The 21,668-nt window shown below is 32.8% G+C and carries 16 protein-coding genes and 1 tRNA gene; 9 read left to right on the top strand and 8 right to left on the bottom strand.

The features are described 5' to 3' along the window. On the top strand, positions 1-1,154 hold a 1,154-nt coding region (locus ACYU7A_RS03530; protein WP_460574216.1), incomplete at its 5' end, for an OmpA family protein. A 445-nt stretch (positions 1,155-1,599) separates the two neighbouring features. Here the strand turns inward: ACYU7A_RS03530 and ACYU7A_RS03525 are convergent. The 5 genes from ACYU7A_RS03525 to ACYU7A_RS03505 all read right to left on the bottom strand — a co-directional run bounded on the left by ACYU7A_RS03525 (position 1,600) and on the right by ACYU7A_RS03505 (position 11,352). Next, entirely contained in the window at positions 1,600-2,847 is a 1,248-nt protein-coding gene (locus tag ACYU7A_RS03525) for a gliding motility-associated C-terminal domain-containing protein (protein WP_460574215.1), read from the bottom strand. Positions 2,848-2,852: 5 nt separating this feature from the next. Further along, positions 2,853-4,103 carry a hypothetical protein gene (locus ACYU7A_RS03520; RefSeq protein WP_460574214.1) on the bottom strand — a complete coding sequence of 417 codons (1,251 nt, stop codon included), beginning with the start codon at positions 4,101-4,103 and terminating at the stop codon, positions 2,853-2,855. 19 nt (positions 4,104-4,122) lie between these two features. Further along, positions 4,123-10,275, bottom strand: a complete 6,153-nt coding sequence (locus tag ACYU7A_RS03515; protein WP_460574213.1) for a T9SS sorting signal type C domain-containing protein — start codon at positions 10,273-10,275, stop codon at positions 4,123-4,125. A gap of 221 nt (positions 10,276-10,496) precedes the next feature. Next, complete coding sequence (locus ACYU7A_RS03510; protein WP_298304223.1) at positions 10,497-10,943, bottom strand: KTSC domain-containing protein; 447 nt, start codon at positions 10,941-10,943, stop codon at positions 10,497-10,499. Between the two features lie 336 nt (positions 10,944-11,279). Beyond that, positions 11,280-11,352, bottom strand: a tRNA-Met gene (locus ACYU7A_RS03505). Between the two features lie 119 nt (positions 11,353-11,471). Between ACYU7A_RS03505 and era the strand changes: the two genes are divergently transcribed. Next, positions 11,472-12,356 carry a GTPase Era gene (gene era, locus ACYU7A_RS03500; RefSeq protein WP_460574212.1) on the top strand — a complete coding sequence of 295 codons (885 nt, stop codon included), beginning with the start codon at positions 11,472-11,474 and terminating at the stop codon, positions 12,354-12,356. A gap of 2 nt (positions 12,357-12,358) precedes the next feature. Here era and ACYU7A_RS03495 read toward each other — a convergent pair whose 3' ends face one another. Next, complete coding sequence (locus ACYU7A_RS03495; RefSeq protein ID WP_460574211.1) at positions 12,359-12,862, bottom strand: hypothetical protein; 504 nt, start codon at positions 12,860-12,862, stop codon at positions 12,359-12,361. Between the two features lie 115 nt (positions 12,863-12,977). Between ACYU7A_RS03495 and der the strand changes: the two genes are divergently transcribed. From der to ACYU7A_RS03470, 5 genes are all read left to right on the top strand, one after another. Continuing rightward, entirely contained in the window at positions 12,978-14,288 is a 1,311-nt protein-coding gene (gene der / locus ACYU7A_RS03490) for a ribosome biogenesis GTPase Der (RefSeq protein ID WP_460574210.1), read from the top strand. Positions 14,289-14,337: 49 nt separating this feature from the next. After that, positions 14,338-14,970 carry a 7-carboxy-7-deazaguanine synthase QueE gene (locus tag ACYU7A_RS03485; protein WP_345092711.1) on the top strand — a complete coding sequence of 211 codons (633 nt, stop codon included), beginning with the start codon at positions 14,338-14,340 and terminating at the stop codon, positions 14,968-14,970. A gap of 2 nt (positions 14,971-14,972) precedes the next feature. Beyond that, complete coding sequence (locus ACYU7A_RS03480) at positions 14,973-15,704, top strand: energy transducer TonB (RefSeq protein WP_460574209.1); 732 nt, start codon at positions 14,973-14,975, stop codon at positions 15,702-15,704. 133 nt (positions 15,705-15,837) lie between these two features. After that, the gene (locus ACYU7A_RS03475; RefSeq protein ID WP_345092705.1) at positions 15,838-16,242 is read left to right on the top strand and encodes a DUF2059 domain-containing protein; all 405 of its coding nucleotides are present in this window, start codon (positions 15,838-15,840) and stop codon (positions 16,240-16,242) included. A gap of 77 nt (positions 16,243-16,319) precedes the next feature. Beyond that, positions 16,320-17,480, top strand: a complete 1,161-nt coding sequence (locus tag ACYU7A_RS03470) for an aminotransferase class V-fold PLP-dependent enzyme (protein WP_460574208.1) — start codon at positions 16,320-16,322, stop codon at positions 17,478-17,480. A 122-nt stretch (positions 17,481-17,602) separates the two neighbouring features. Here ACYU7A_RS03470 and ACYU7A_RS03465 read toward each other — a convergent pair whose 3' ends face one another. Next, positions 17,603-18,322, bottom strand: a complete 720-nt coding sequence (locus ACYU7A_RS03465; RefSeq protein WP_396147631.1) for a class I SAM-dependent methyltransferase — start codon at positions 18,320-18,322, stop codon at positions 17,603-17,605. A gap of 62 nt (positions 18,323-18,384) precedes the next feature. Between ACYU7A_RS03465 and ACYU7A_RS03460 the strand changes: the two genes are divergently transcribed. After that, positions 18,385-18,882 carry a YkgJ family cysteine cluster protein gene (locus tag ACYU7A_RS03460; RefSeq protein ID WP_460574207.1) on the top strand — a complete coding sequence of 166 codons (498 nt, stop codon included), beginning with the start codon at positions 18,385-18,387 and terminating at the stop codon, positions 18,880-18,882. Positions 18,883-18,914: 32 nt separating this feature from the next. Here ACYU7A_RS03460 and ACYU7A_RS03455 read toward each other — a convergent pair whose 3' ends face one another. After that, positions 18,915-20,123 (bottom strand): exo-beta-N-acetylmuramidase NamZ family protein, encoded by a 1,209-nt coding sequence (locus ACYU7A_RS03455; protein WP_460574217.1) that lies wholly within the window; start codon positions 20,121-20,123, stop codon positions 18,915-18,917. A 71-nt stretch (positions 20,124-20,194) separates the two neighbouring features. On the opposite strand from ACYU7A_RS03455, the gene ACYU7A_RS03450 reads away from it, so the two are divergent. Next, the gene (locus tag ACYU7A_RS03450; RefSeq protein ID WP_460574206.1) at positions 20,195-21,430 is read left to right on the top strand and encodes an ABC transporter permease; all 1,236 of its coding nucleotides are present in this window, start codon (positions 20,195-20,197) and stop codon (positions 21,428-21,430) included. Positions 21,431-21,668: the final 238 nt, after the last annotated feature.

Below are 21,668 nucleotides of genomic sequence, written 5' to 3'. Positions count from 1 at the left end.
ATAAATGGAGTGATGTAACGGAGTTACCATTCAATAGCAACGAATATAGTGTGGCACATCCGGCATTAAGTGCAGATGAGAAGACATTATATTTTGCATCAAACATGCCAGGTACTTTAGGACAATCAGATTTGTTCAAAGTTGAAATAAAATCTGATGGAAGTTACGGTACACCAACAAATCTTGGAAATGTAATCAACACAGAAGGAAGAGAGACTTTTCCTATGGTGACTAATGAGAACGAAATTTATTTTGCATCAGATGGACATCCAGGACTTGGAGGATTAGATGTATTTGTTGCTAAAGAACAAGCTGATGGAAGCTATAAGAAAGTAGAAAACGTAGGAGAACCATTAAACAGTTCGAAAGACGATTTTGCTTACCTTATCAATACATCATCAAGAATAGGATATGTTACCTCAAATAGAGATGGCGGACAAGGTGGTGATGACATCTACAGATTTAAAGAAACTAAGAAACTAGAATGTGAGCAATTCTTAACTGGAGTTGTAACTGATAAAGAATCAGGATTACCACTTTCTGGAGCACGAGTAACATTATCAGATGCTAATTACAAAAAACTACAAGAAGTAATCTCGGATAAAGATGGTAAGTTTGACTTTGGAAAAGTTGATTGTGGAACAAAATACTACATCAAAACAGAAAAGCCTGAGTACAATACTGTAGAGACAGCAACCATTACAAAAGACGAATCTGGAAAATCATTTGTACCAGTAGAACTTGAGAAAGCAGTAAAACCAGTTAAAGTTGGAGACAACTTAGCAGAGGCTTTCAAAATCAAAATCATCTACTTCGATTTAGACAAGTCATTCATCCGACCAGATGCAGCAGTAGAATTGGCTAAAATCTTAGATGTAATGGAACAAAATCCAACGATGGAGATTGATGTTCGTTCACATACCGATTGTCGTCAAACAGCCAAATACAACATGGCATTATCAGACAGAAGAGCTAAATCAACTATAGCTTGGTTAGTAGAAAAAGGCATCGCCAAATCAAGACTAACAGGAAAAGGATATGGTGAGTCGCAACTAGTAAACGATTGTGGATGTGAACCAACAAACCAATCAAACTGTACTGAAGACCAACACCAAGCCAACAGAAGATCTGAATTTATTATTACTAAATTGTAATTGTAAATAAGTAATTAAAAAGGAGACATTTATTGTCTCCTTTTTTTGTTTTATGATTGTTTATTTAGTTTTCATTTCAATCTTATTCATGCAATAGTTTAAGTTTAAAATGATTTTACTTTTTTTTAAGTTTTATTGCGAGAATTATTTTGATATTTTTGAGGGTTGTTATGACTGTATACTGTCTATTTTTTTTACCCAATAGATTGAATTGATTTTGCTTGTTTTTCTATTAGGATTGCTTTTTTATAATAAGAGAGGATTTTTTATATTTTTAAATTTAATTAAACAAAAAGAGACAACTTTTTAAATTGTCTCTTTTTAATATAATGTCTTGCTGTGTTTTCTTTGCTTGATATAGAGTGTGTCCGAATACTTTTGTAACGACTTCAGAAATTAATATTTTACAATTAAAAGAGCTTGTAAATGGTTTAGAATATTTTACTTAGTTTATAAAAATATAACCACTTAACTTATTTGTATCTCCTGTAGATTCATTTAGTATTTCAATGATATAGAAGTAAGTTCCAAAAGGTAGTTTTTCATTACTATTAATGGTAGTTCTACCTTGTGAATATCCATTAAATGTATTGCCATTTGTATCGTATGAATGTGTTTCATATACTTTAACACCCCAACGATTGTAAATGTAAATGTTATTGTTTGGACAATTTTCAATCCCAGTAATTTTTAGGACGTCATTTACAGTGTCGTTATTTGGAGAAATATAATTGTGAACAATGACTGCATTTCCATTACAAGGCAATATATTTTTAACTCTTGCTAAGGTAAATATTCCGTATTCAGTTTGCGGATTTATTACCGTTGTTACTTCATTAGTTAAAGCATCTGCTACTCCACCTTCGTCAATCCATTTATTTTCTGAAACGTCCCATCTAACTATATGAATATCATCAATAGGTAAAGCAAATATTGCACTTGGTGTAGTAACTGGATTCCAAGTTAGTGTAATAAAAACATCACTGCTAGAGGATGTTTTGTCTATTTGCCAGTATTCTGCATCATCAATTATTGATATATTTTCTTGTTTATTAGCATGTGGGAAAAATAAATTTGAGTTTTCAAAGAAGTATTTTCCAGAAAAAATATCAGTATTTGTGTTTGGTTCTGAGATTGCTGCATATCTAAAGAAATTACTGTCTCCAATAGGGAATATAAAATCTTGATTACCAATTTTTCTAACAAATCCGTCAACATGACTGTTGTTATCTACATTAATATGTGTTGCCAAGTTTTCAAAAATGGCTAGTCCGCCAAAGTTGTCGTCATCAACAATGCCATTTAAAAAATTCGCATTCCCACTAATACTAATTTGATTTGATAAGTGAAAAGCCGGTTGTGTTAAACTATTATCAAATTCACAATTGTACCATCTCATTTGGTTAGTTCCAGCTATATTTTGAAATCCAAATAAACCTCTCATTCTTGTTAGTCCAGTGGTTAAGCCATTTGTAAAAGTTACAATTCCGTTATTTGTGTAGTGATTATAAACATGTAAATCACCATCATTTGTTAAAACGCCTGAATTTAAATTCTCAATTGCAGATACAGATCCAGCTGTTCCAATTATTGTCATTACACCTTGATTGATTGTTTTAGTTTGCCCAAAACTACATATGGATAATGAAATAAATAGTCCAATAAGATGTCCTTGTATTTTAATAGTTTTCATGTTAATTAAAATCGTACCATTAATACTCCAGTAGCCGTTCTATATAAAGCGCCTACTGGCAATCCTGCTGCTGCTGCTGCTGTGTTATCATTGTGAACCTGACAACCTTCGATAATTGCAGGAGTAACATCGGTTGAAGTTCGTAATATATGAATCGTTGCTTGTGGTGCATTCATGTTTCCAAATCCTGTTCTACCACTTTTTAGAACGGTTATGATATTTGATCTTGTTGCTGGACTTGTGCCATTTGCCAATTGAAAATAAGGGTCGTTTGGCACATTAAAGTCAGTTGGATTTCCGCCTGTTAAGACATTATATCTTCCAAACACCATACTTCCCATTGCGCCACTTATATTTCCTACCCCAAGTGTATAGGAATAGTCTGCTAGCGTTTGATTATTTACTCCGTGCGCAACGGCATTTTCTCCGTTTGCGATATTTTCTCGACCCATTGCAGAGGCAAATATTCCTGAAACCACATTGCCCTCACCAACGACAAAACTTTTTTCTGCATTAACAACATTATTTAATCCAATTGCCATAGCATTATTGTTGCTTACAATATTGTTATCGCCTATTGCGCCAGAAGTGCTTCCGGTTATGTTATTTCCACTTCCTGTAGCCGAAGAATTGTTTCCCGAAACTACATTGTTAGTTCCAAATGCAGCAGAATTTAATCCTACAACTCCAGTATTTCCTGTACCGCCTCTAACGGCACCTCTAATATCAATAGCAGCACCATCAATAATATCATTTGTTCCAATACCAATATTCCCAAGTTGGTAAATGTTTTGGTTGTTTAAAGTTGCTTGATTATTTGTCAATTCAACGCGCCAAGGTTCAATTTTTAAAGTACTTAAATTAATGGCTGGATTAGTGCCATTTTCATTGTTGAATGTTAAAATATCGTTCAATACATTAAAAGAAAGCGAAGTAGTTGTTTCGGTTATATCTGATGCTGCTGCTACTCTTTCCCATTTATTTATATACCAATAATAAAAACCAGGTGTAACATCTGCTTGTGTAGCAGTATTAAAAACTAGTAAGCTGTTTACATTTCCGGTATTAATAGTAGAAGCATCGGTTGTGTTTAATAAAGCCAATCTTGGAATTAGTAAGCCACGTTTATTTCCATTAATGTCATCTGCGGTTACATCTAAGTTGGCTGATGTGTTCGGTAGCGCAGCACCAATACTTACTTGACCATGAGAGTTTAAACCGAGTAAAATGCCTATTAATAAAATTATTTTTTTCATGATTGTATTAGTGTTTGTATTAATTAATTATTTTTTTAATGGTCTTAATCCCATTTTCTGTTTTTATTTCTAAAAGCAGCATTTGTTCAGATTGAGTAACGTTAGTTATTGTAATTTCTTTGTTGTTAATATTTGATTTTACATAAAGTTGTCGACCACTAATGTCGTATATTTTCACTTCACTTAATGCAGATAAATTTGATTTAATTCCGATGCTTTTATTGTCATTATATACATCAATAGTAAAGTTAGTTTCAAATTCGGTATTTCCTAAGGATGGATTTTGAAAAACCAATACAAACCGATTATTATGACTTCCTGATGTAGATTGAAATTGATAAGGAGCCGCTTTTAAGTCATGATAGCTATTTAACTGTAAATCTTTAATATAAATGTTTTCATTTTCAAATAGGCCATCAATACTTCCAATAGCGATGTTGTAGTTTCCGTCTAAAGGTGCAAAATAACCAAGTGGAATTTCATCTATGTTTGAAAAGGGTAGTGCTCTTGACTCAATTTTTAAGTGCTGGGTTCCTATTAAACTATACAGATCTAAATCATTTTTGTTTGGTGCAGGAACATCATAAAACGAATCAAAATCATTAGAAGCGCCACTAATATATCCAAGAAGTATTCTTTGAGATTTATTATTTTGAGCCACTAAGTCTAACCAAATTCGGTGTCGTTCAAAAATTGGTAAACTTGATTCGGTAGAAATATTTCGGAAAAATGTTGAATTGTCATACACAAGGCCACTTTGATCTCTTCGCATCGTATTAGTAAAGTTTACTACTCCAGTAGCTGGTGCACCTTCAATCATTTGAACAAAAAATCCTTGACCTGCGCCAATTTTATAATCACCAACAGCAGGACAACATGAAGCGCCCAAAATATTATAAGTCAGATAATCGTTAGGATCATAATTATAAATGTAAGATCCATAAAAAGGATTGTTTATGCCAGTTTGTATGTCAATGCCATGGCGCCAAATATTGATAAATCCTGCCATCATGCCACCATTAGATTCTCTGTTTTCGAAAAGTAACTGATTCGCACTTATTGCCGATGGATAAGGGTTGCCAATCAAATTCCAATTATCATCAAATGGTGTGAAGGCAACACCATTTAAACTCGTGTAACTTCCTAAAGTTGAAACAGTAATTGGGCCTCTTGATAAGGTTTGAGAAATAAATCCATTGTTGGGAATACCAGTAAAAGTAGATGTAAAAGGCGCAGTTGTATTTGTACTGTAATTCAATGGGCTTCTAACAATGTATCCACGAGCGGTTTCCATAATATTACTTTGCGCATCAGCCCAATTGCCTATTCCGCCATTTGGATTTGTAGCAATTGGTTCCCATTTATATTTCGGACCTGTTGGTTCTAAAATATTTAAATTATCAAGGTTAAAAGTGGCTACAGGTGAACTCCAATAAACATAATCAAATTTCTTAACGTTTGCTATTCTTTTATAATTTATATCACCCAAATTAATAGCATTCTCGATTTGTACTAGGCTAGAATTATTTTCAAAATTTAAGTTAGCACCAGGTTCTACAACAACTTCATTTTGGACTAAAAGTGTATGAGTATTATTAAAAACAACAGTGTTTCCAGATCGAACCAACACAGAGCAAGCCTCAATGTTTGAAACAGAGCTATAGTTATCCTCAAAAATTACAGCTTTGCTAATAGAAGGAGGCTCTGACCAGCTACCAAGAGAATAAACTGCGGCACTGCCACCAATTACAATTGAACTAGGGCTAGTTGGTGGCGTGCTAACATTATTAACACTGCAGGCTACTAGTCCCAGATCAGGATTAGAAATAATCTTTGTAAGTCTATCTTGTGCTATAACAAAATAACTTAAAGTACCTGCTGTGATTCCGGTCATAGTAAAGTTCCAAAAACCATCGTTGCCATTGCCAGAAGTTAACGTTCCTGTGACGCTAATGTATGCTCCAGAATTGATTTTGTAATATAATCTTGGCATTAATGTACCACTTGTAGGAACTCCAGCGGTGTCTACAATTCTGACATTATTTAAATTTATTGTCGAAGGAACTGCTCCACATGTTCCAGTAAGCACTATTGGACCATAAGTTATAACTGGATTAGTGTCTATTTCGCCAGAAAACTGTACTGCACCCATGTCTGGATTGCTTCCGCGACTTACGTTTTTGCTATCTAAATCATATTCTACTGTTAAAACTTGCGCACCCATTTCAGCATATGTTTCGCCCGATGGAGTCCAATATCCTTCATCAACTCCTGTTCCTTCTGTAAGTGTTACATTATCATAAAAACTATTTGAATCGGTTCCAAAATTGTTCGTGCCACCATTCATTAAAGTTTTGTATTTGCTAACACATCCAGAATAAGCCACTACATTAATATTTGGATCGTCAATAGCTGTAGTATTATGGTTTATGTTAAATCGGTTGAACTCAGAACCAAATCCATCTCCTTCACAATAAAAATATGAGCGTCTGTTATGAACAGATGGTGCATAAAACAAATTATTATTTGAAGCAGTATTGTAATTTGGTGGTCGAATACCAATCTGCCCTGGATTTGTGAGTAAAGATGTTAAATCTAAATCATGGCCTTTTATTGCAGCCAGTGCCGATACATATCCATTTCCTTTCGGAAGCACATTTACATAAAGAATGTTATTTTTTAAATCGGTTAGTCCGTCTTGAATCCTGTTAATAAAACCTACTGCTGCTGCGCCAAAATCACCAGTTATATTACTTGTAATTTGATTTGTATTATCACCCAATACAATAGTATTATTGTAAACAAGGTAATTAACGCGTCTAGATGATAAAGTTAATCCAAAGATTCCACCCAAATTAGAAGAGCTAGGGTTGTAAAGTTTTGAAATATGATTATTAAAAATTTTGTAGTTGTTTAGTGTAGCGTTAAATGATAACCTTATCCAAATACCTTGACAGTTTGCAGGAACTGGTAATCCAGTTGAAAAACCAGGACCTGGATTAGTTCCTGTAACATTGTTGTTTAGAGAAACATTAAATATTCTATTGTTTTTTATAGTGTTATTTAGAGATCCAGTTAATGCATAAATTCCGCTTATGTAAGTTCGGTTGTTCGCGGTTCCATTAGAAGAAATATTACTAATAATATTACCCGATACCATAGTGTTAACTGATGTCTCTAAAAGTATTCCAGAGGCTTCAAACAATGTTGTTCCTCGTCCCATCGAAGCATAAACTCGAGAAATCGTATTATTCATTATTAAGCAATCGGTGCTTGCATTTCTTATACCATAAATGTACGAAAACCATACAAGTGTAGCTTGATTACCATTGGAAACAATACTTACATCTAAAGTGTTATTAGAAATTACGGAGGCAATGCCATTATTAGTTATTCCACCTCCAATAGCATTACCTGCTGCAGTAATTAGATTAGTTGTAATAAAATTATTAGATATTGTACTGGTTGCAGTTGTTTGAATTCCTGCCGATGGATCGATACCTTGCTGTGCCGTACAACTTATTAAAATAGTATTGCTAGTTATCGTTCCATTAGAAATAATACCAGAAACGCTAGACAGATTTGATGCTTGAGAATTTACTGTCATACTATTGTTAGAAATAGTACTGTTTACGGTTGAAGAAATTCCGACAGAGGAAGAACTTGTGCCAGACGATATTGCATTTACACTTATTGCTGGGTTGTTTGTAATAATGGCATTTGTGCCACTATTTCGAATACCATTTGAGCTACTAGTGCCAACTGCCGTGCAAATGGCGTTTACAATGTTGTTGCTTACTTGATTTCCAGAGTTACTAGAAACAATGCCGTTAGTAGTTCCATTTTGTTGACTTACAATTAGTTGTACTTGCGAATTATTATTGCTAATAGTACTAGTTGCACCGCTATTCGTAATTCCGCTAATGGTGGTAGATAAACTTGCGGTAGCGTTTGCGACAATTGTATTAGTATTGATAGTACTGTTAGCTGCAGAATTTAAAATCCCGTTCGAAGTAGCAACTCCCGATTGCGTTGAAGGCGCCAATTGAATATTGGAGTTGTTGATAATTTGGCTATTTGATCCAAAATTTGATATTCCGATAGAAGTAAAATTAACAACACCACTGTTAGAGGTGGTTTGCGGTGCAATTAAAATACTTGCGTTGTTATTTATATTGCCGTTAGCAGTAGAGTTACTAATTCCTGTAATCGTTACCGTTATAGTTGCTGTAGTACTTATTTGCGGTGCGAGCGTTATTAGATTATTGATAAAATTAGCTGTTCCAACAGAGTTTGTAATACCAGAAATTGAAACCGATACTGCAAGATTGGTAGGAGAAATTGTAATATTATTGTTACTTAAATTATTTGTAGTGCAAGATGTATTTAGAAATATTCCATATAAAACGGATGAAAAATTACTAACGGTGACCGAGTTGTTAGTTATCGTTGCAATTCCGGTTCTTTCAAGATAGATTCCGCCGGTTGTGCCACCAGTATTATTGCTGTTGATTATAACAATATTTGAACTTATGGTTTTATTTAAAGTTACTGATCCATCAATATTGCTGATTCCTCTAATAGTTGTATTAGCATTAACTCCAGAAGAAGCTATTAACGTAATGTTGTTGAAATTAATTTCATAACTAATAGCATTTGAAGTACTTGTACTACTTATTCCAAAAAAATTAGCTATTGAGGAAACACTTCCTTTATCAATTTCAATAGTATTTTGGTTTATGTTTAGTAGTCCGCTTGAAATACCACTGTGCGAAATGCCATTTATTGCCCCAGATGTTCTTAATGAGCTTCCAGAAGGTGTTCTTAAAATATTGCCATTTATAATCCTACTCGATGCTGTATTAATATCGGCTTGAATAAAATTTACCGTATGATCATTATTCGCATTTTCATAACTTAGTGTTACCGTATTTTCCGAAATAGTTAACAGTCTCAAATTTCCGTCCTGCCAAATTCCTCTCATAAACCTACTTGCAATTGGGGTTGTGGTAGTATTTTGTATAGTGATGATGTTGTTGTTTAAAAACTTATCCGAAGTTGCACTGGCTAATCGTGACCAAATACCAAACGTGTCGAAACCCGCTGCATTGTTTAGATTAATTGTATTGTAATTGCAAGAAGAAACATTTGCGTCTGGTTGCACTGATGCTGCAGTTGAGCCAAGTAAAATACCGCACATAGTTACACTACCAGCTAATGTTCCTGCTGTACTTGTAATTGAATTATAAGATACTGTATTTGCTGCTACTTGATTGATTAAAATTCCGTGAACGCTAGTTCCGATTTTCTGATATAAAGACGTAAGAGCACCATTTCCAATTCCAAAATTAAGTATCGTGTTTCCGGATAAAGTTGATGTCCCACCAATATCCCAATCGGTATCCATTGCTGCGGCTGTATTGGAGCCAACGATAGTGATCCCAAAATTAGCATTGCTTATGATATTGCTATAAAGTTTATTGTTTGAATTAGAACCTGCTATTGAAGTAATGCTAGCTAAGTTTAATCCGTTGGTGTCGCTTGTTAAACACGTAGCATAGATGCCAAACGTATTTTGATAATTAGTGCCATTGTTATTTAATGTAATGTTGCAATTTCTGATGATGTTATTTTTTGCCCCATCGGCTGTAGCAGTTGGATTTCCATAGAAAAAAGCAAAGCCAAACTCTGTCATGTTGTTACTTGGTATCGGATTGAAGACAGTATTTAAAGGATTTTCAATCACATCAATACTATCAAAAATTAGGTAATCAGTGCCTATTATTTTGATTACACCATCCATGATTCCGCCAGCAAAATGGTTGGCTCCTGCCGTAATGAGAGGATTGGCTCCTGTACCATTTTTTTGAAAAGTTATCGTATTAGTAGCACTTGTCCCAGCAACGATTCTGAAGATGATTCCACCGGTAATGGTTGTGCTTGTTCCTGCAGGAGCTGTTTCGGTATGATTAGCAGCAACATTAAACAGTACTGGGCCCGAAATTCCATTGGTGTTTAAACTTATTGCGGCGTCATTAATACTGGCAAAATCCCCAGGAATAGAATAAGTGCCTGATAATGGTATAAGTGCAGGCGGGTTATTTTTCTCATCAATAGGCGATGCGAAAATAACCGTTGAAAATAGTAGTAAGAAAAATGAAATAGCTTTCATTCTAATAACAATAATTTTTAAAATAGCTTTCGTAAAATTTAACGAATTGATTTAAAGGTAAATATATAAAATTTCACTAAAAAAATGATCAATATAAAAATCAATACCTAAACAAATAAACTGTAAACTATTCAACTAGAAAAAGAGTTAAATAGTTTACAGTCAAATTTTTATCAATTCAGTACAAATATACTACTAATAAAATTATTGGAATGTAGAATTTATTCGGTAGCTACAAGTTTGCTTGCGCTCCTGTAAATAAATGCGTTATAAACGTGTCTTCTAGCAAATCGGCTCGGCGACTCTGCATTGACCATTTTTATATAAGTTTGTTTAGGAACACCAAAATACTCGAAAGTATTTCCGTCTAGGAAAGTTACATACAAAACGCTATTTTCAAAATAAAAATCTTGAATGTTAGAGGTAGTAGTAGTTTTTACATATTCCGCTTTAGTTTTTTCAAGAGTTTCTGGTGCTACACTAACTAGAAAATGGTATGCTTCAATAAAAGCAATACTTTTTTGTTCGGCTTCATGGCGCTCCTGTTCATCACTAATTGTGTCAGGATGAAAATCTTTCATGCTATTTCTGTAAATAGTCTTTAATTCTTTTAAAGTCGCCGCTTTCGTAACGTTGAGTAACGCTCTGTACTCAACAATTTTTTTCATATTCATAAGGTAAAAATAAAAAAAGTCATTTATGTAGTAATGACTTTTATTAGTAGCAATAACAGGAGTCGAACCTGTACCTAATAGGTGTGAGAAGCCTTTTTTTACAAATTTTTTTCTCCCTTTCTAATGCAATTTTGGGCACTTCTTTAAAAGAAGAATACCAATTTCGATGCAAAGGTACGTATTTTTTTTCAATAGCATTTTATAATGAATCAACGTTTTGGTTCAGGATCAAAGTGTAATTTGAAATAAGAATTGTCAAAAAAGCTTCCGATTTGTTTGCGATATAGTAAGCACAAAAAAACCCTCTCATTTCTGAAAGGGTTTATTTAGTAGCGGGAACAGGACTCGAACCTGTGACCTTCGGGTTATGAGCCCGACGAGCTGCCTACTGCTCTATCCCGCGCTGTTTCGAGTGCAAATATACAACGAATATCGATACTCGCAACAAAAAAATTAAAAAAATCTTTTATTTCTACTATTCGCTTGATATAACTACCTTTGCAACAAATTAAAATTAAATAAATGTCGCATAAAGCCGGTTTTGTAAACATTATAGGAAATCCAAACGTTGGAAAATCAACATTAATGAATGCTTTCGTTGGTGAAAGATTGTCAATTATTACTTCAAAAGCTCAAACTACTCGTCATAGAATTCTCGGAATTGTTAATGGTGATGACTTTCAAGTAATACTTTCTGATACTCCCGGGATTATTAAACCTGCTTATGAAATGCAAAAATCAATGATGGATTTTGTTAAATCTGCCTTTGAAGATGCCGACGTTTTGATTTATATGGTTGAAATTGGAGAAAAAGAACTTAAAGATGAAGCTTTTTTCAATAAAATTATCCATGCCAAAATTCCAGTTTTACTGTTACTTAATAAAATAGATAAATCAGATCAAGAGCAATTAGAAGAGCAAATCGAACTTTGGAAAGAGAAAGTGCCAAACGCTGAAATCTATCCAATCTCTGCTTTGGAAAATTTCAATGTAAAAGAAGTTTTTGCAAGAATTTTAGAACTTCTTCCAGAATCTCCAGCATATTATCCTAAAGATGCTTTGACAGACAAACCTGAACGTTTTTTTGTTAACGAAACCATTCGCGAAAAAATCCTATTAAACTACGATAAAGAAATCCCATACGCTGTAGAAATTGAAACGGAAGAATTTATTGAAGATGATAAAATCATTCGAATTAGATCCGTTATTATGGTAGAACGCGATACCCAAAAAGGTATTATTATCGGACATAAGGGTGCAGCACTAAAGCGTGTCGGAATGCAAGCTCGTGAAGATTTAGAAAAATTCTTCGGAAAACAAATCCACATAGAAATGTTCGTGAAAGTTAATAAAGATTGGAGAAATAGTCAATTTCAATTAAGACGTTTCGGGTATAATCAAAAGTAGTCTTAAATTTTATCTTTCAAAATTCTGTTGGTTAATTCTTCAAGTTTGTGCATTTGAGGTTGACATTTTTTTCTGTTAACTCTAGCTTGAAAATACAATGCAAACCAAAAAACTACCATCAATCCCATAATTACAAAGTCAGTAGTAGTAGATTGTTTTAATGTCCAATGCGAATAGGCCATCATCATAAAAATTAAAAAAACACCAGCAATAAAGAAATGTAGAAACATAAAGAAAGTCCAAACTGTTTGGTCTGGTCCAAAAAGTCCTTTTACATGTGTTGTTTTATCTTCGTTTTCTTCTAATTCTAAATGTAAATGTGGAGAATAGTACTTTCGTTTGGCTAAAGTGATGAATAAAAATATATGATGATCTGATATTTTTACTCGATAATCATTTTTGACTTCTTCTTTAATTTTTGTTGCATGTTCAATAATTTCATTCATTGACATAGAAACATCTTTTTGAAATCGTGGACGAAGCACGATAGTATTATCCAATTCCATTACTTAAATTTTAACATTCAAATTCATTAAAACATAGTTTTTTTAGTATTACTACCATACTAAGGTAAGAAAAAAAAAAATTAGTAGTACCTTTGCAGCTTATTTTAAAATCATTATGAATAACATTGTTGCGATAGTAGGAAGACCTAATGTAGGGAAATCAACCCTTTTCAATAGGCTGATACAAAGAAGAGAAGCTATTGTAGATTCAGTTTCTGGTGTAACCAGAGATAGAAACTATGGTAAAAGCGAATGGAACGGAAAAGAGTTTTCCGTAATTGATACTGGAGGTTATGTTCGCGGAAGCGATGACGTCTTTGAAGGAGAGATTAGAAAACAAGTAGAACTAGCTATTGATGAGGCAGATGTTATCATATTTGTTGTAGATGTCGAAGAAGGAATTACTCCTATGGATGATGCTGTTGCAAAATTACTTCGTAAGGTTACAAAACCAGTTTTATTAGCTGTAAATAAAGTAGACAATTCCATGCGTGAAAAAGACGCAGTTGAATTCTATAACTTAGGATTAGGTGAATATTTCACATTTGCAAGTATTTCAGGAAGTGGAACAGGTGATTTGCTAGATGCATTGATTGATGCTTTTCCAGTAAAACCAGAACCAACTAAAGAAGAAATTGTATTACCACGTTTTTGTGTAGTAGGTCGTCCAAATGCTGGAAAATCTAGTTTCATAAATGCATTAATAGGTGAGGATAGATATATTGTAACAGATATTGCAGGAACAACGCGTGATGCAATTGATACAAAGTTTGATCGTTTCGGATTTGAATTCAACCTTGTGGATACAGCCGGAATTAGAAGAAAAACCAAAGTTAAAGAAGATTTAGAGTTTTATTCTGTAATGCGCTCAGTTCGTGCCATTGAACATTCAGATGTATGTATTCTTATTATAGATGCTACACGAGGATTTGAAGGTCAAGATCAAAGTATTTTTTGGCTGGCTGAGAAAAACAGAAAAGGTGTTGTAATTCTTGTAAACAAATGGGATTTGGTAGAAAAAGATACGATGTCAACTCGCGATTATGAGGCCAAAATCCGTGAACAATTACAACCTTTTACCGACGTGCCAATTATTTTCGTATCGGCATTAACAAAACAACGTTTACTGAAAGCATTAGAAGAAACAGTAAAGGTATACGAAAACAGAGCACAACGTATTTCTACTTCAAAATTCAACGATTATATGTTGAAAATTATAGAAAATCATCCGCCACCAGCATTGAAAGGGAAATATGTAAAAATTAAATATTGTATGCAATTGCCAACACCTACTCCTCAGTTTGTGTTTTTTGCCAACTTGCCGCAATATGTAAAAGAAGCATACAAACGTTTCCTTGAAAATAAAATTCGTGAAAACTGGGATTTTTCTGGTGTACCAATTGATATTTACATAAGAGAGAAATAATTTTTATACTAATAGATTTCCAAAATCTTTTAGGTATTTTTAATAAAAAATGTTAGAAAAAAACATACAAATAGCTGTCGATAAAGGTGAAATGCTTCCGCTTATGGAAGAATTTTATACTATTCAAGGTGAAGGATTTCACACAGGAACAGCAGCATATTTCATAAGAATTGGCGGTTGCGATGTAGGTTGTCATTGGTGCGATGTAAAAGAAAGCTGGAATGCAGAACTTCATCCTCCAACAGCAACAGATGTCATTGTAGCTAATGCCAAAAAGTATGCAGATACAGTTGTGATTACAGGAGGAGAACCATTAACTTGGGATATGAATCCGCTTACTCAAAAATTAAAATCACAAGATCTTCGTGTTCATATTGAAACTTCAGGATGCTATCCAGTTACAGGAACTTGGGATTGGTTTTGCCTTTCTCCTAAGAAAAATAAACTTCCAGTTGAAAGCGCTTATGAAATTGCTAATGAACTTAAAGTAATTATCTACAATAAACACGATTTTATTTTTGCCGAAGAACAAGCAGAAAAAGTTAATCCAAATGCTATTCTTTTTCTTCAACCAGAATGGAGTAAAAAAGATGAAATGACTCCGCTTATTGTAGATTATGTAATGAAAAATCCGAAATGGAGGGTTTCATTGCAAACTCATAAATATTTGAATATTCCTTAAAAATGAAATGGATTGTATTTTTTTTACTGTTTTCATCAAGTCTTTTTGCTCAAATTGGAGGAGAAGATGAAGTCTATTTGAATGGAGACAGAATAGAAGCTAAGTTCAATGGAGGCGGTTTAGATAAATTTTATGATTATATAAACGCAAATTTCAATTTTTCTAAAGTTAGCAAGCCGGGAAGAATGGTCACTGCTTTTACAGTTAATGAACTTGGAGAAATTAAAAATATTAAAGTGGTTCAATTTGTAGATGTTGAGACTGCTACCGAGATTGTAAGAGTCTTAAGAAGTGCTCCAAAATGGGAGCCAGCAACACGCGGTGGAAAAACCATAAATGTTGAAATAAAGTTCCCATTAGACTTTAAGCTTTCAAATAGAACTGAACAAGCGGCTACAAATAAAGTAGATAAACCATTAAATGAGTTTCCTTCTGATTCTATAAATAATAAAACTCAAGGAGGAATGAGTAAGTTTTATAATTTTTTGAAGAAAAATTACAACACACCAGATGTCCCAAATTTAAAAGGACAGGTTATTGTTGGTTTTACTATAAACGAGGATGGAACTTTAAGTGATTTTAAAATTGTTAAGGATTTAAAACATGGAACAGCAGAAGAATTGATTCGTGTATTAAAGTTAACTTCTGGTAAATGGACTCCAGCGAAAAAGGATGGTAAAAATGTAAAAACCACATTTACTTTGCCAATAAATATTGATACTCCTCCAGAGTAGAAAAATATTTTTTAACTTTTTGTAACATTTATTATAATTAAACAACTTATAAATTGTGTAGAAATACTCAAATTTATTTTGGCACAATAATTGAAAATTATATATTTATAAAAAATTTAAAACCACAAAAAAAATGAAAAAACTTATTTTAACATTCGCCTTGCTACTAGTAGCTCAATTTGGTTTCTCGCAAGCTGTTGATGAAGCTTTCAAAAAAGATGTATTGAAAGTAATTGAAAGAAGTGGCTCTGGGCTAAGTTCTTATAAAAAACAAATTTTAGCAAATATTCCTGAAGATAAACAAGCAGCTTTTTCAGTTGAGTTTGATGGACTTATAGCAAAAGCTAATGATTTAACTGCAAAAATTTACATGGAAGAATATTCAAAAGAGGATATTAAAGCAATGTTAGCATTTTATGAAAGTCCAGTAGGAAAAAAAATGTCTGAGAAAGCTCCAGCAATCATGGAAAAATCTCAAGCATCAATGATGGAATTGCAAGGAGAAATTCAATCGATGATGATGAAATATATGCAATAATCAAAATGCAAAAAAAACAAGAATCCCATTAGCAATATTGTTAGTGGGATTTTTTATTTTTACAAAAAATATAATTTATGAAATCGGTATTTCTTTTAGATAATAACATTACTTTTTTAAATCACGGTTCTTTTGGAGCTTGTCCCAAACCTATTTTTGAAGAATTTCAACGATTGCAATTGGAGTTGGAGCAAGAACCGGTGCATTTTATTCAGAAGAAGTTGCCAGTTTGTTTGAAAGAAGCAAAAAAACCTTTGGCAAAATTCATTAGCTGTAATGAAGAAGATTTCTTTTTTACACCAAATCCAACTTTTGCTGTTAATACCATCATGAGAAGTTTAAATCTTCAAAAAGGAGATGAAATTCTAACAACCAATCACGAATATGGCGCCATGGACAGAACTTGGAATTTCTATTGCAAAAATTCAGGAGCGAAATATATTCGTCAAGAAATTTCGTTGCCAATTATTTCTAAAGAACAGATTTTAGAGGAATTTTGGAAAGGTTATAATTCTAATACTAAAGTGATTTTCCTGAATCAGATTTCAAGTTCAACGGCTTTGATTTTTCCAGTGAAAGAAATTTGTGATAAAGCACAACAACTTGGATTAATTACCATTATTGACGGCGCTCATGTTCCAGGTCATGTTGATTTGAATATACAAGAATTGAATCCCGATTTTTATACTGGAACATTGCACAAATGGATGTTGGCTCCAAAAGGAAGTTCGTTTTTATATGTTAAAAAAGAATTTCAATCCGATATTGATCCATTAATAGTAAGTTGGGGTTACGAAAGTTTGGCTCCAAGTGATAGCCAGTTTTTAGATTATCACGAATATCAAGGTACAAATGACCATTCGGCGTATTTGTGTACGCCAAAAGTCATTGAGTTTTTAGAGCAAAATAATTGGAAAGAAAAGTCGAAAGCTTGTAAAAAAATAGTTTTAGAAAATTACCATCGTTTTTGTGATTTGGTAAATACTAAGCCTATTTGTCCGATTTCAGAAGAATTTCTTGGTCAAATGGCAAGTATTCCAATAAGAACTGAAAAACCTATGGAGTTGAAAGAGTTGTTGTATGCAAAATATAAAATTCAAATTCCAATTATGCCTTTGAATGATAAGATTTATATGCGTTATTCGATGAATGTGTATAATTCTCAAGAAGATTTAGAAGTTTTGTACCAAGCGATTACTGATATTATTGAAACTACCGATTTGATTAAAGTTTACTGATAGTTTAGCCCAGATTGGAACGGCATTCTGTGATTTGTTGCCTGAGGTTACTCGAAGGCAACAAATGAAAAGATATAGTGGAAAGCTGGACAGGAGCTTGCGACTGACGAAGTAAATAGCTTCTAAAAAAGACGAGCCAAATAATCAAAATGTTTTCCTTCTTCGATTAATTCGCATTGCAAATCGTTTGCGAAAGCTGCATTTTGTAACGTATTATAATCCAAATACAACCACGGAAATGCTTCTTCAGTTTGATTTTTATATGAAATAGTAAATGTTAGTTCGCCGTAATAACCATCTGCAGGAATCCATTTAGAGCCATCTTCATCTTCATCAAACATATAGATAATGTCAGAAGAATCTATTAAAATTTGACCATTTGGTGCTAGCAAACTTTTTAGTTTTAGTAAGTATTTAGAAGTTTCTGCTAATGTTCCGAAAATTCCTGTTCCGTTCATTAATAATAAAATGGTGTCGAATTTATTCTGATGGCTATCAGAATCTATTCCCAAATCCAAAATATTTTGAACTTTAGCATTTTTTAAACCACGAAGTTGACAAGTTTGAATAGCGTTTTCAGAAATATCGATGGAAGTTACGGCTAGATTTTTTTCATTTTGAAGATATAAACTATGACTTCCTGCACCACAACCTACGTCAAGAACTTTGCCTTTTGAGAGTTGAAGGGCTTTTTTTTCTAATTTGGGCATTTCTTTATACGAACGAAAAAGATAAGCGACATCCATTTCATCAGATTCCGAAATATTGGTTTCTGTGATAATGTCTTCAGGCGAATTTTTGGTTTGAAAATCGAGAATTGCTTTTCCAAATAAATCTAACATTTTTGTAAAGTTTCAGGTTTAACGTTTCAAGTTGTTTAAATTTGCATCAGAAATTAAACTAAATGCTAAAGCCTCAATTAAACGAACTCGGAAAACTTGCCAAAGATAAGCATAACGAAAACAAAAAGTATTTCGATAAGCTGAAAAAGAAAGCGCCTAAAAATTTGGATTATGTAATGCAAGATTTACACGATGCCGAATTCAAAAAAACCGATTGTTTAGAATGTGCTAATTGTTGCAAAACGACCGGCCCACTATTTACATCTGCAGATATTGAGAGAATTTCAAAGCATTTCAAACAAAAACCACAACAATTTATTGATCAATATTTGCGTATTGACGAAGATAAAGATTATGTTTTGAAAAGTGTTCCGTGTACTTTTTTAGAAGCAGATAATAAATGTTTTATCTATGATGTTCGTCCAAAAGCCTGTAGAGAATTCCCACATACTGATAGAAAAAAGTTCCAACAGATATCTGATTTAACTTTGAAAAATGTTGAAATCTGTCCTGCAGCTTATAATATTGTGGAAAAAATGAAAGAGAAAATAGTAGTTTAGAAGTCTATTTTCTATATTCTTTTCTCTATTTTCTACTTATAAATCAAATACTTCTTCCTCATTTCCTTAAAATCATTCAATCCTTTCTCCCAAGATTTTCTGATTTCAATTTCTGAAACACCATCAATTATTTGCTGTTGTAGTTTTTTAGTTCCGGCCAATTTGGTAAAGAAATCATTAAAGAATTTAGATTTATCTGAAGTTGTGTTGTAAGCTTTAATCAGCCATTTTAGCTCCAATTGATTTACTTTTGGAATAGAAGTTAAATTTTCACCAAAGCACAATTGATTCTTATAAACAGGTTCTTTAGCTCCAAAATTTGGAATGGGAGTGAAGCTAAAATCACTTTTTGGTAAATAGGGTGAACCATATATTTGAAATTGCATTTCAGTTCCTCGGCCAACACTTACATTAGTTCCTTCAAACAAACACAAACTAGCGTATAAGTTTATAGATTGGTCATTTGGTAAATTAGGAGAAGGTTTCACAGGTAAACTATAAGTCATTTCTCTATTGTAATCAATACAATGTATAACTTTTAAGTTGCATTGAATTCCATTTTTCAACCATTTTTCACCATTTATCATTCTTCCATATTCGCCAATAGTCATTCCATGAAGCAATGGAATTGGATGCATTCCAACAAAACTAGTGAATTCTTTTTCCAAAATCGGTCCGTCAACAATAGTCCCGTTAGGATTTGGTCTGTCCAAAATCATTAATTCTATATTGTTTTCAGCACAAGCTTCCATTATATAATGTAAAGAGGATATATAGGTGTAAAATCGTGCACCAACATCTTGCAAATCAAAAACTATTATATCAATTCCTGCTAATTGTTCAGGTTTTGGTTTTTTGTTATTTCCATAAAGTGAAATTATGGGTAAACCTGTTTTAGTGTCTTTTCCGTCTTTAATTAGTTCACCTGCATCTGCAGTTCCGCGAAATCCGTGCTCCGGAGCAAATATTTTTTGAACGCTAATTTTATTCTCGATAAGAAAATCAACTAAATGAACATTATTTGATAAAATTCCAGTTTGGTTTGTAATCACACCAACTTTTTTGTCTCTTAACAAAGGTAAATAAAAAGAATATCTATCGGCTCCAGTTTTTATTGATGAAGTAGTTACTTCTTTTTCAGTATTTCTTCTTGAATTTTCAAAATGTCTATTTAATCCGCATGAAGAGGATATTGTGAGGTATCCTAAACAAAGAATACAAGTTGATAGTAAGTATTTCATCATTTTATAATTTAAATTAACTTTGTCTCTTTGTCCTAAAAAGAAATATCTTTGCAACAAAACCAAAACTTTTGAATTTAGAACATTTCATCGCCAAAAGACTAATTGCTGCTAAAGACCATAAAAGTAGTATATCTGCTCCAATAATAAAAATTGCTATAGCCGCTATTGCAATAGGTATTGTTATGATGATTGTTTCAATTGCAACAGGAATAGGTTTACAACAAAAAATACGCCAAAAAGTATCAGCATTTAACGGACACATAATAATCTCTAATTTTAACGGAAATGAGTCCGACGGAAGTATAGAACCTGTTTCTACAAGCCAAAAGTTTTACCCAAAGTTCAATGCTGTTGAAGGTGTAAATCATATTCAAGCAGTAGCAACCAAATTAGGAATAATACGAACCGAAACAGATTTTGAAGGAATAACTTTCAAAGGAGTTGGTAAAGATTACAAATGGGAATACTTAGAACAGTATTTAATTGAAGGTAGATTGCCCAAACTAAAAAGTAATTTAAACGAAGAAGTTTTAATTTCACAATATTTAGCCAACAGATTAAAATTGAAATTAAACGATAGTTTCAATACTTTTTTTCTAAACGAAGGAGATAGTAAGTTGCCAAAAAGCAGAAGATTTAAAATTGTAGGCATTTATAATTCCGGCTTTCAAGAATTTGATGCGGCATTTATTATCGGAGATATCCGTCACATTCAAAGACTAAATAAATGGAACTCAAATCAAGTGGGTTCGTTTGAGATTTTTGTTGATGATTTTACCAAAATAGACGAAAAAGGCAAGCAAGTTTACAAAGAAATCCCTTCAACACTAAATGCACAAACTATTGTAGAAAAATATTATTATATTTTCGACTGGTTAAAACTATTCGATTTTAATATCATCGTTATTCTTATCATAATGGTAATCGTATCTACTATTAATATGGTAGTGGCATTACTTGTCTTGATATTAGAAAGAACTCAAATGATAGGAATTCTTAAATCACTTGGTTCAGACAATTGGTCAATAAGAAAAATATTTCTATACAATTCGTTATACCTAATACTAAGAGGCTTGTTTTGGGGTAATACTATAGGAATAGGATTATTACTTATTCAGAAGAAATTTGAAATAATTAAACTAAATCCAGAAAGTTACTATGTAAATGAAGCGCCTGTAGAAATTAATATACTCTATATCCTTGCTCTTAATGTAGGTACAGTCCTTGTCTGTTTGTTGGTTTTATTAATACCTTCCTACTTAATTACTAAAATATCTCCTGCCAAAACCATTCGTTTTGATTAATTAGGAGCGAATCATTAGCGCATTTTTGTAATCCATATTCCTGCTTTTTGCGTTACAAGGTAACTGCTTCAATCAGGGCTAGGTTGTATTTGTATTGAGTAGATGTGGTATTTAGAAAGATGTTTTATTGAACTCAGCTATTTTCTTGAGAGATTAAAAAAAACTTTCAATAACAACAATCACAAAACCAGTGTATTAAAAAATAGTTTCAAAAAAGGGCGTAAATAAGTTTGCGAGA

It is taken from the genome of Flavobacterium koreense (assembly GCF_054776075.1).
Note: the sequence above shows the minus strand (reverse complement) of the source record. Positions and strands in the feature narration are given on the sequence as shown.

Bases quoted from the DNA above. Each gene is read 5' to 3' on its own strand.
- ACYU7A_RS03455 (WP_460574217.1), bottom strand. From the start codon at position 20,123: ATGAAATACTTACTATCAACTTGTATTCTTTGTTTAGGATACCTCACA.
- ACYU7A_RS03495 (WP_460574211.1), bottom strand. From the start codon at position 12,862: ATGGAATTGGATAATACTATCGTGCTTCGTCCACGATTTCAAAAAGAT.
- era (WP_460574212.1), top strand. From the start codon at position 11,472: ATGTCGCATAAAGCCGGTTTTGTAAACATTATAGGAAATCCAAACGTT.
- ACYU7A_RS03460 (WP_460574207.1), top strand. From the start codon at position 18,385: ATGCTAAAGCCTCAATTAAACGAACTCGGAAAACTTGCCAAAGATAAG.
- ACYU7A_RS03520 (WP_460574214.1), bottom strand. From the start codon at position 4,103: ATGAAAAAAATAATTTTATTAATAGGCATTTTACTCGGTTTAAACTCT.
- ACYU7A_RS03465 (WP_396147631.1), bottom strand. From the start codon at position 18,322: ATGTTAGATTTATTTGGAAAAGCAATTCTCGATTTTCAAACCAAAAAT.
- ACYU7A_RS03525 (WP_460574215.1), bottom strand. From the start codon at position 2,847: ATGAAAACTATTAAAATACAAGGACATCTTATTGGACTATTTATTTCA.
- ACYU7A_RS03515 (WP_460574213.1), bottom strand. From the start codon at position 10,275: ATGAAAGCTATTTCATTTTTCTTACTACTATTTTCAACGGTTATTTTC.
- ACYU7A_RS03480 (WP_460574209.1), top strand. From the start codon at position 14,973: ATGAAATGGATTGTATTTTTTTTACTGTTTTCATCAAGTCTTTTTGCT.
- ACYU7A_RS03475 (WP_345092705.1), top strand. From the start codon at position 15,838: ATGAAAAAACTTATTTTAACATTCGCCTTGCTACTAGTAGCTCAATTT.
- ACYU7A_RS03470 (WP_460574208.1), top strand. From the start codon at position 16,320: ATGAAATCGGTATTTCTTTTAGATAATAACATTACTTTTTTAAATCAC.
- der (WP_460574210.1), top strand. From the start codon at position 12,978: ATGAATAACATTGTTGCGATAGTAGGAAGACCTAATGTAGGGAAATCA.
- ACYU7A_RS03510 (WP_298304223.1), bottom strand. From the start codon at position 10,943: ATGAAAAAAATTGTTGAGTACAGAGCGTTACTCAACGTTACGAAAGCG.
- ACYU7A_RS03485 (WP_345092711.1), top strand. From the start codon at position 14,338: ATGTTAGAAAAAAACATACAAATAGCTGTCGATAAAGGTGAAATGCTT.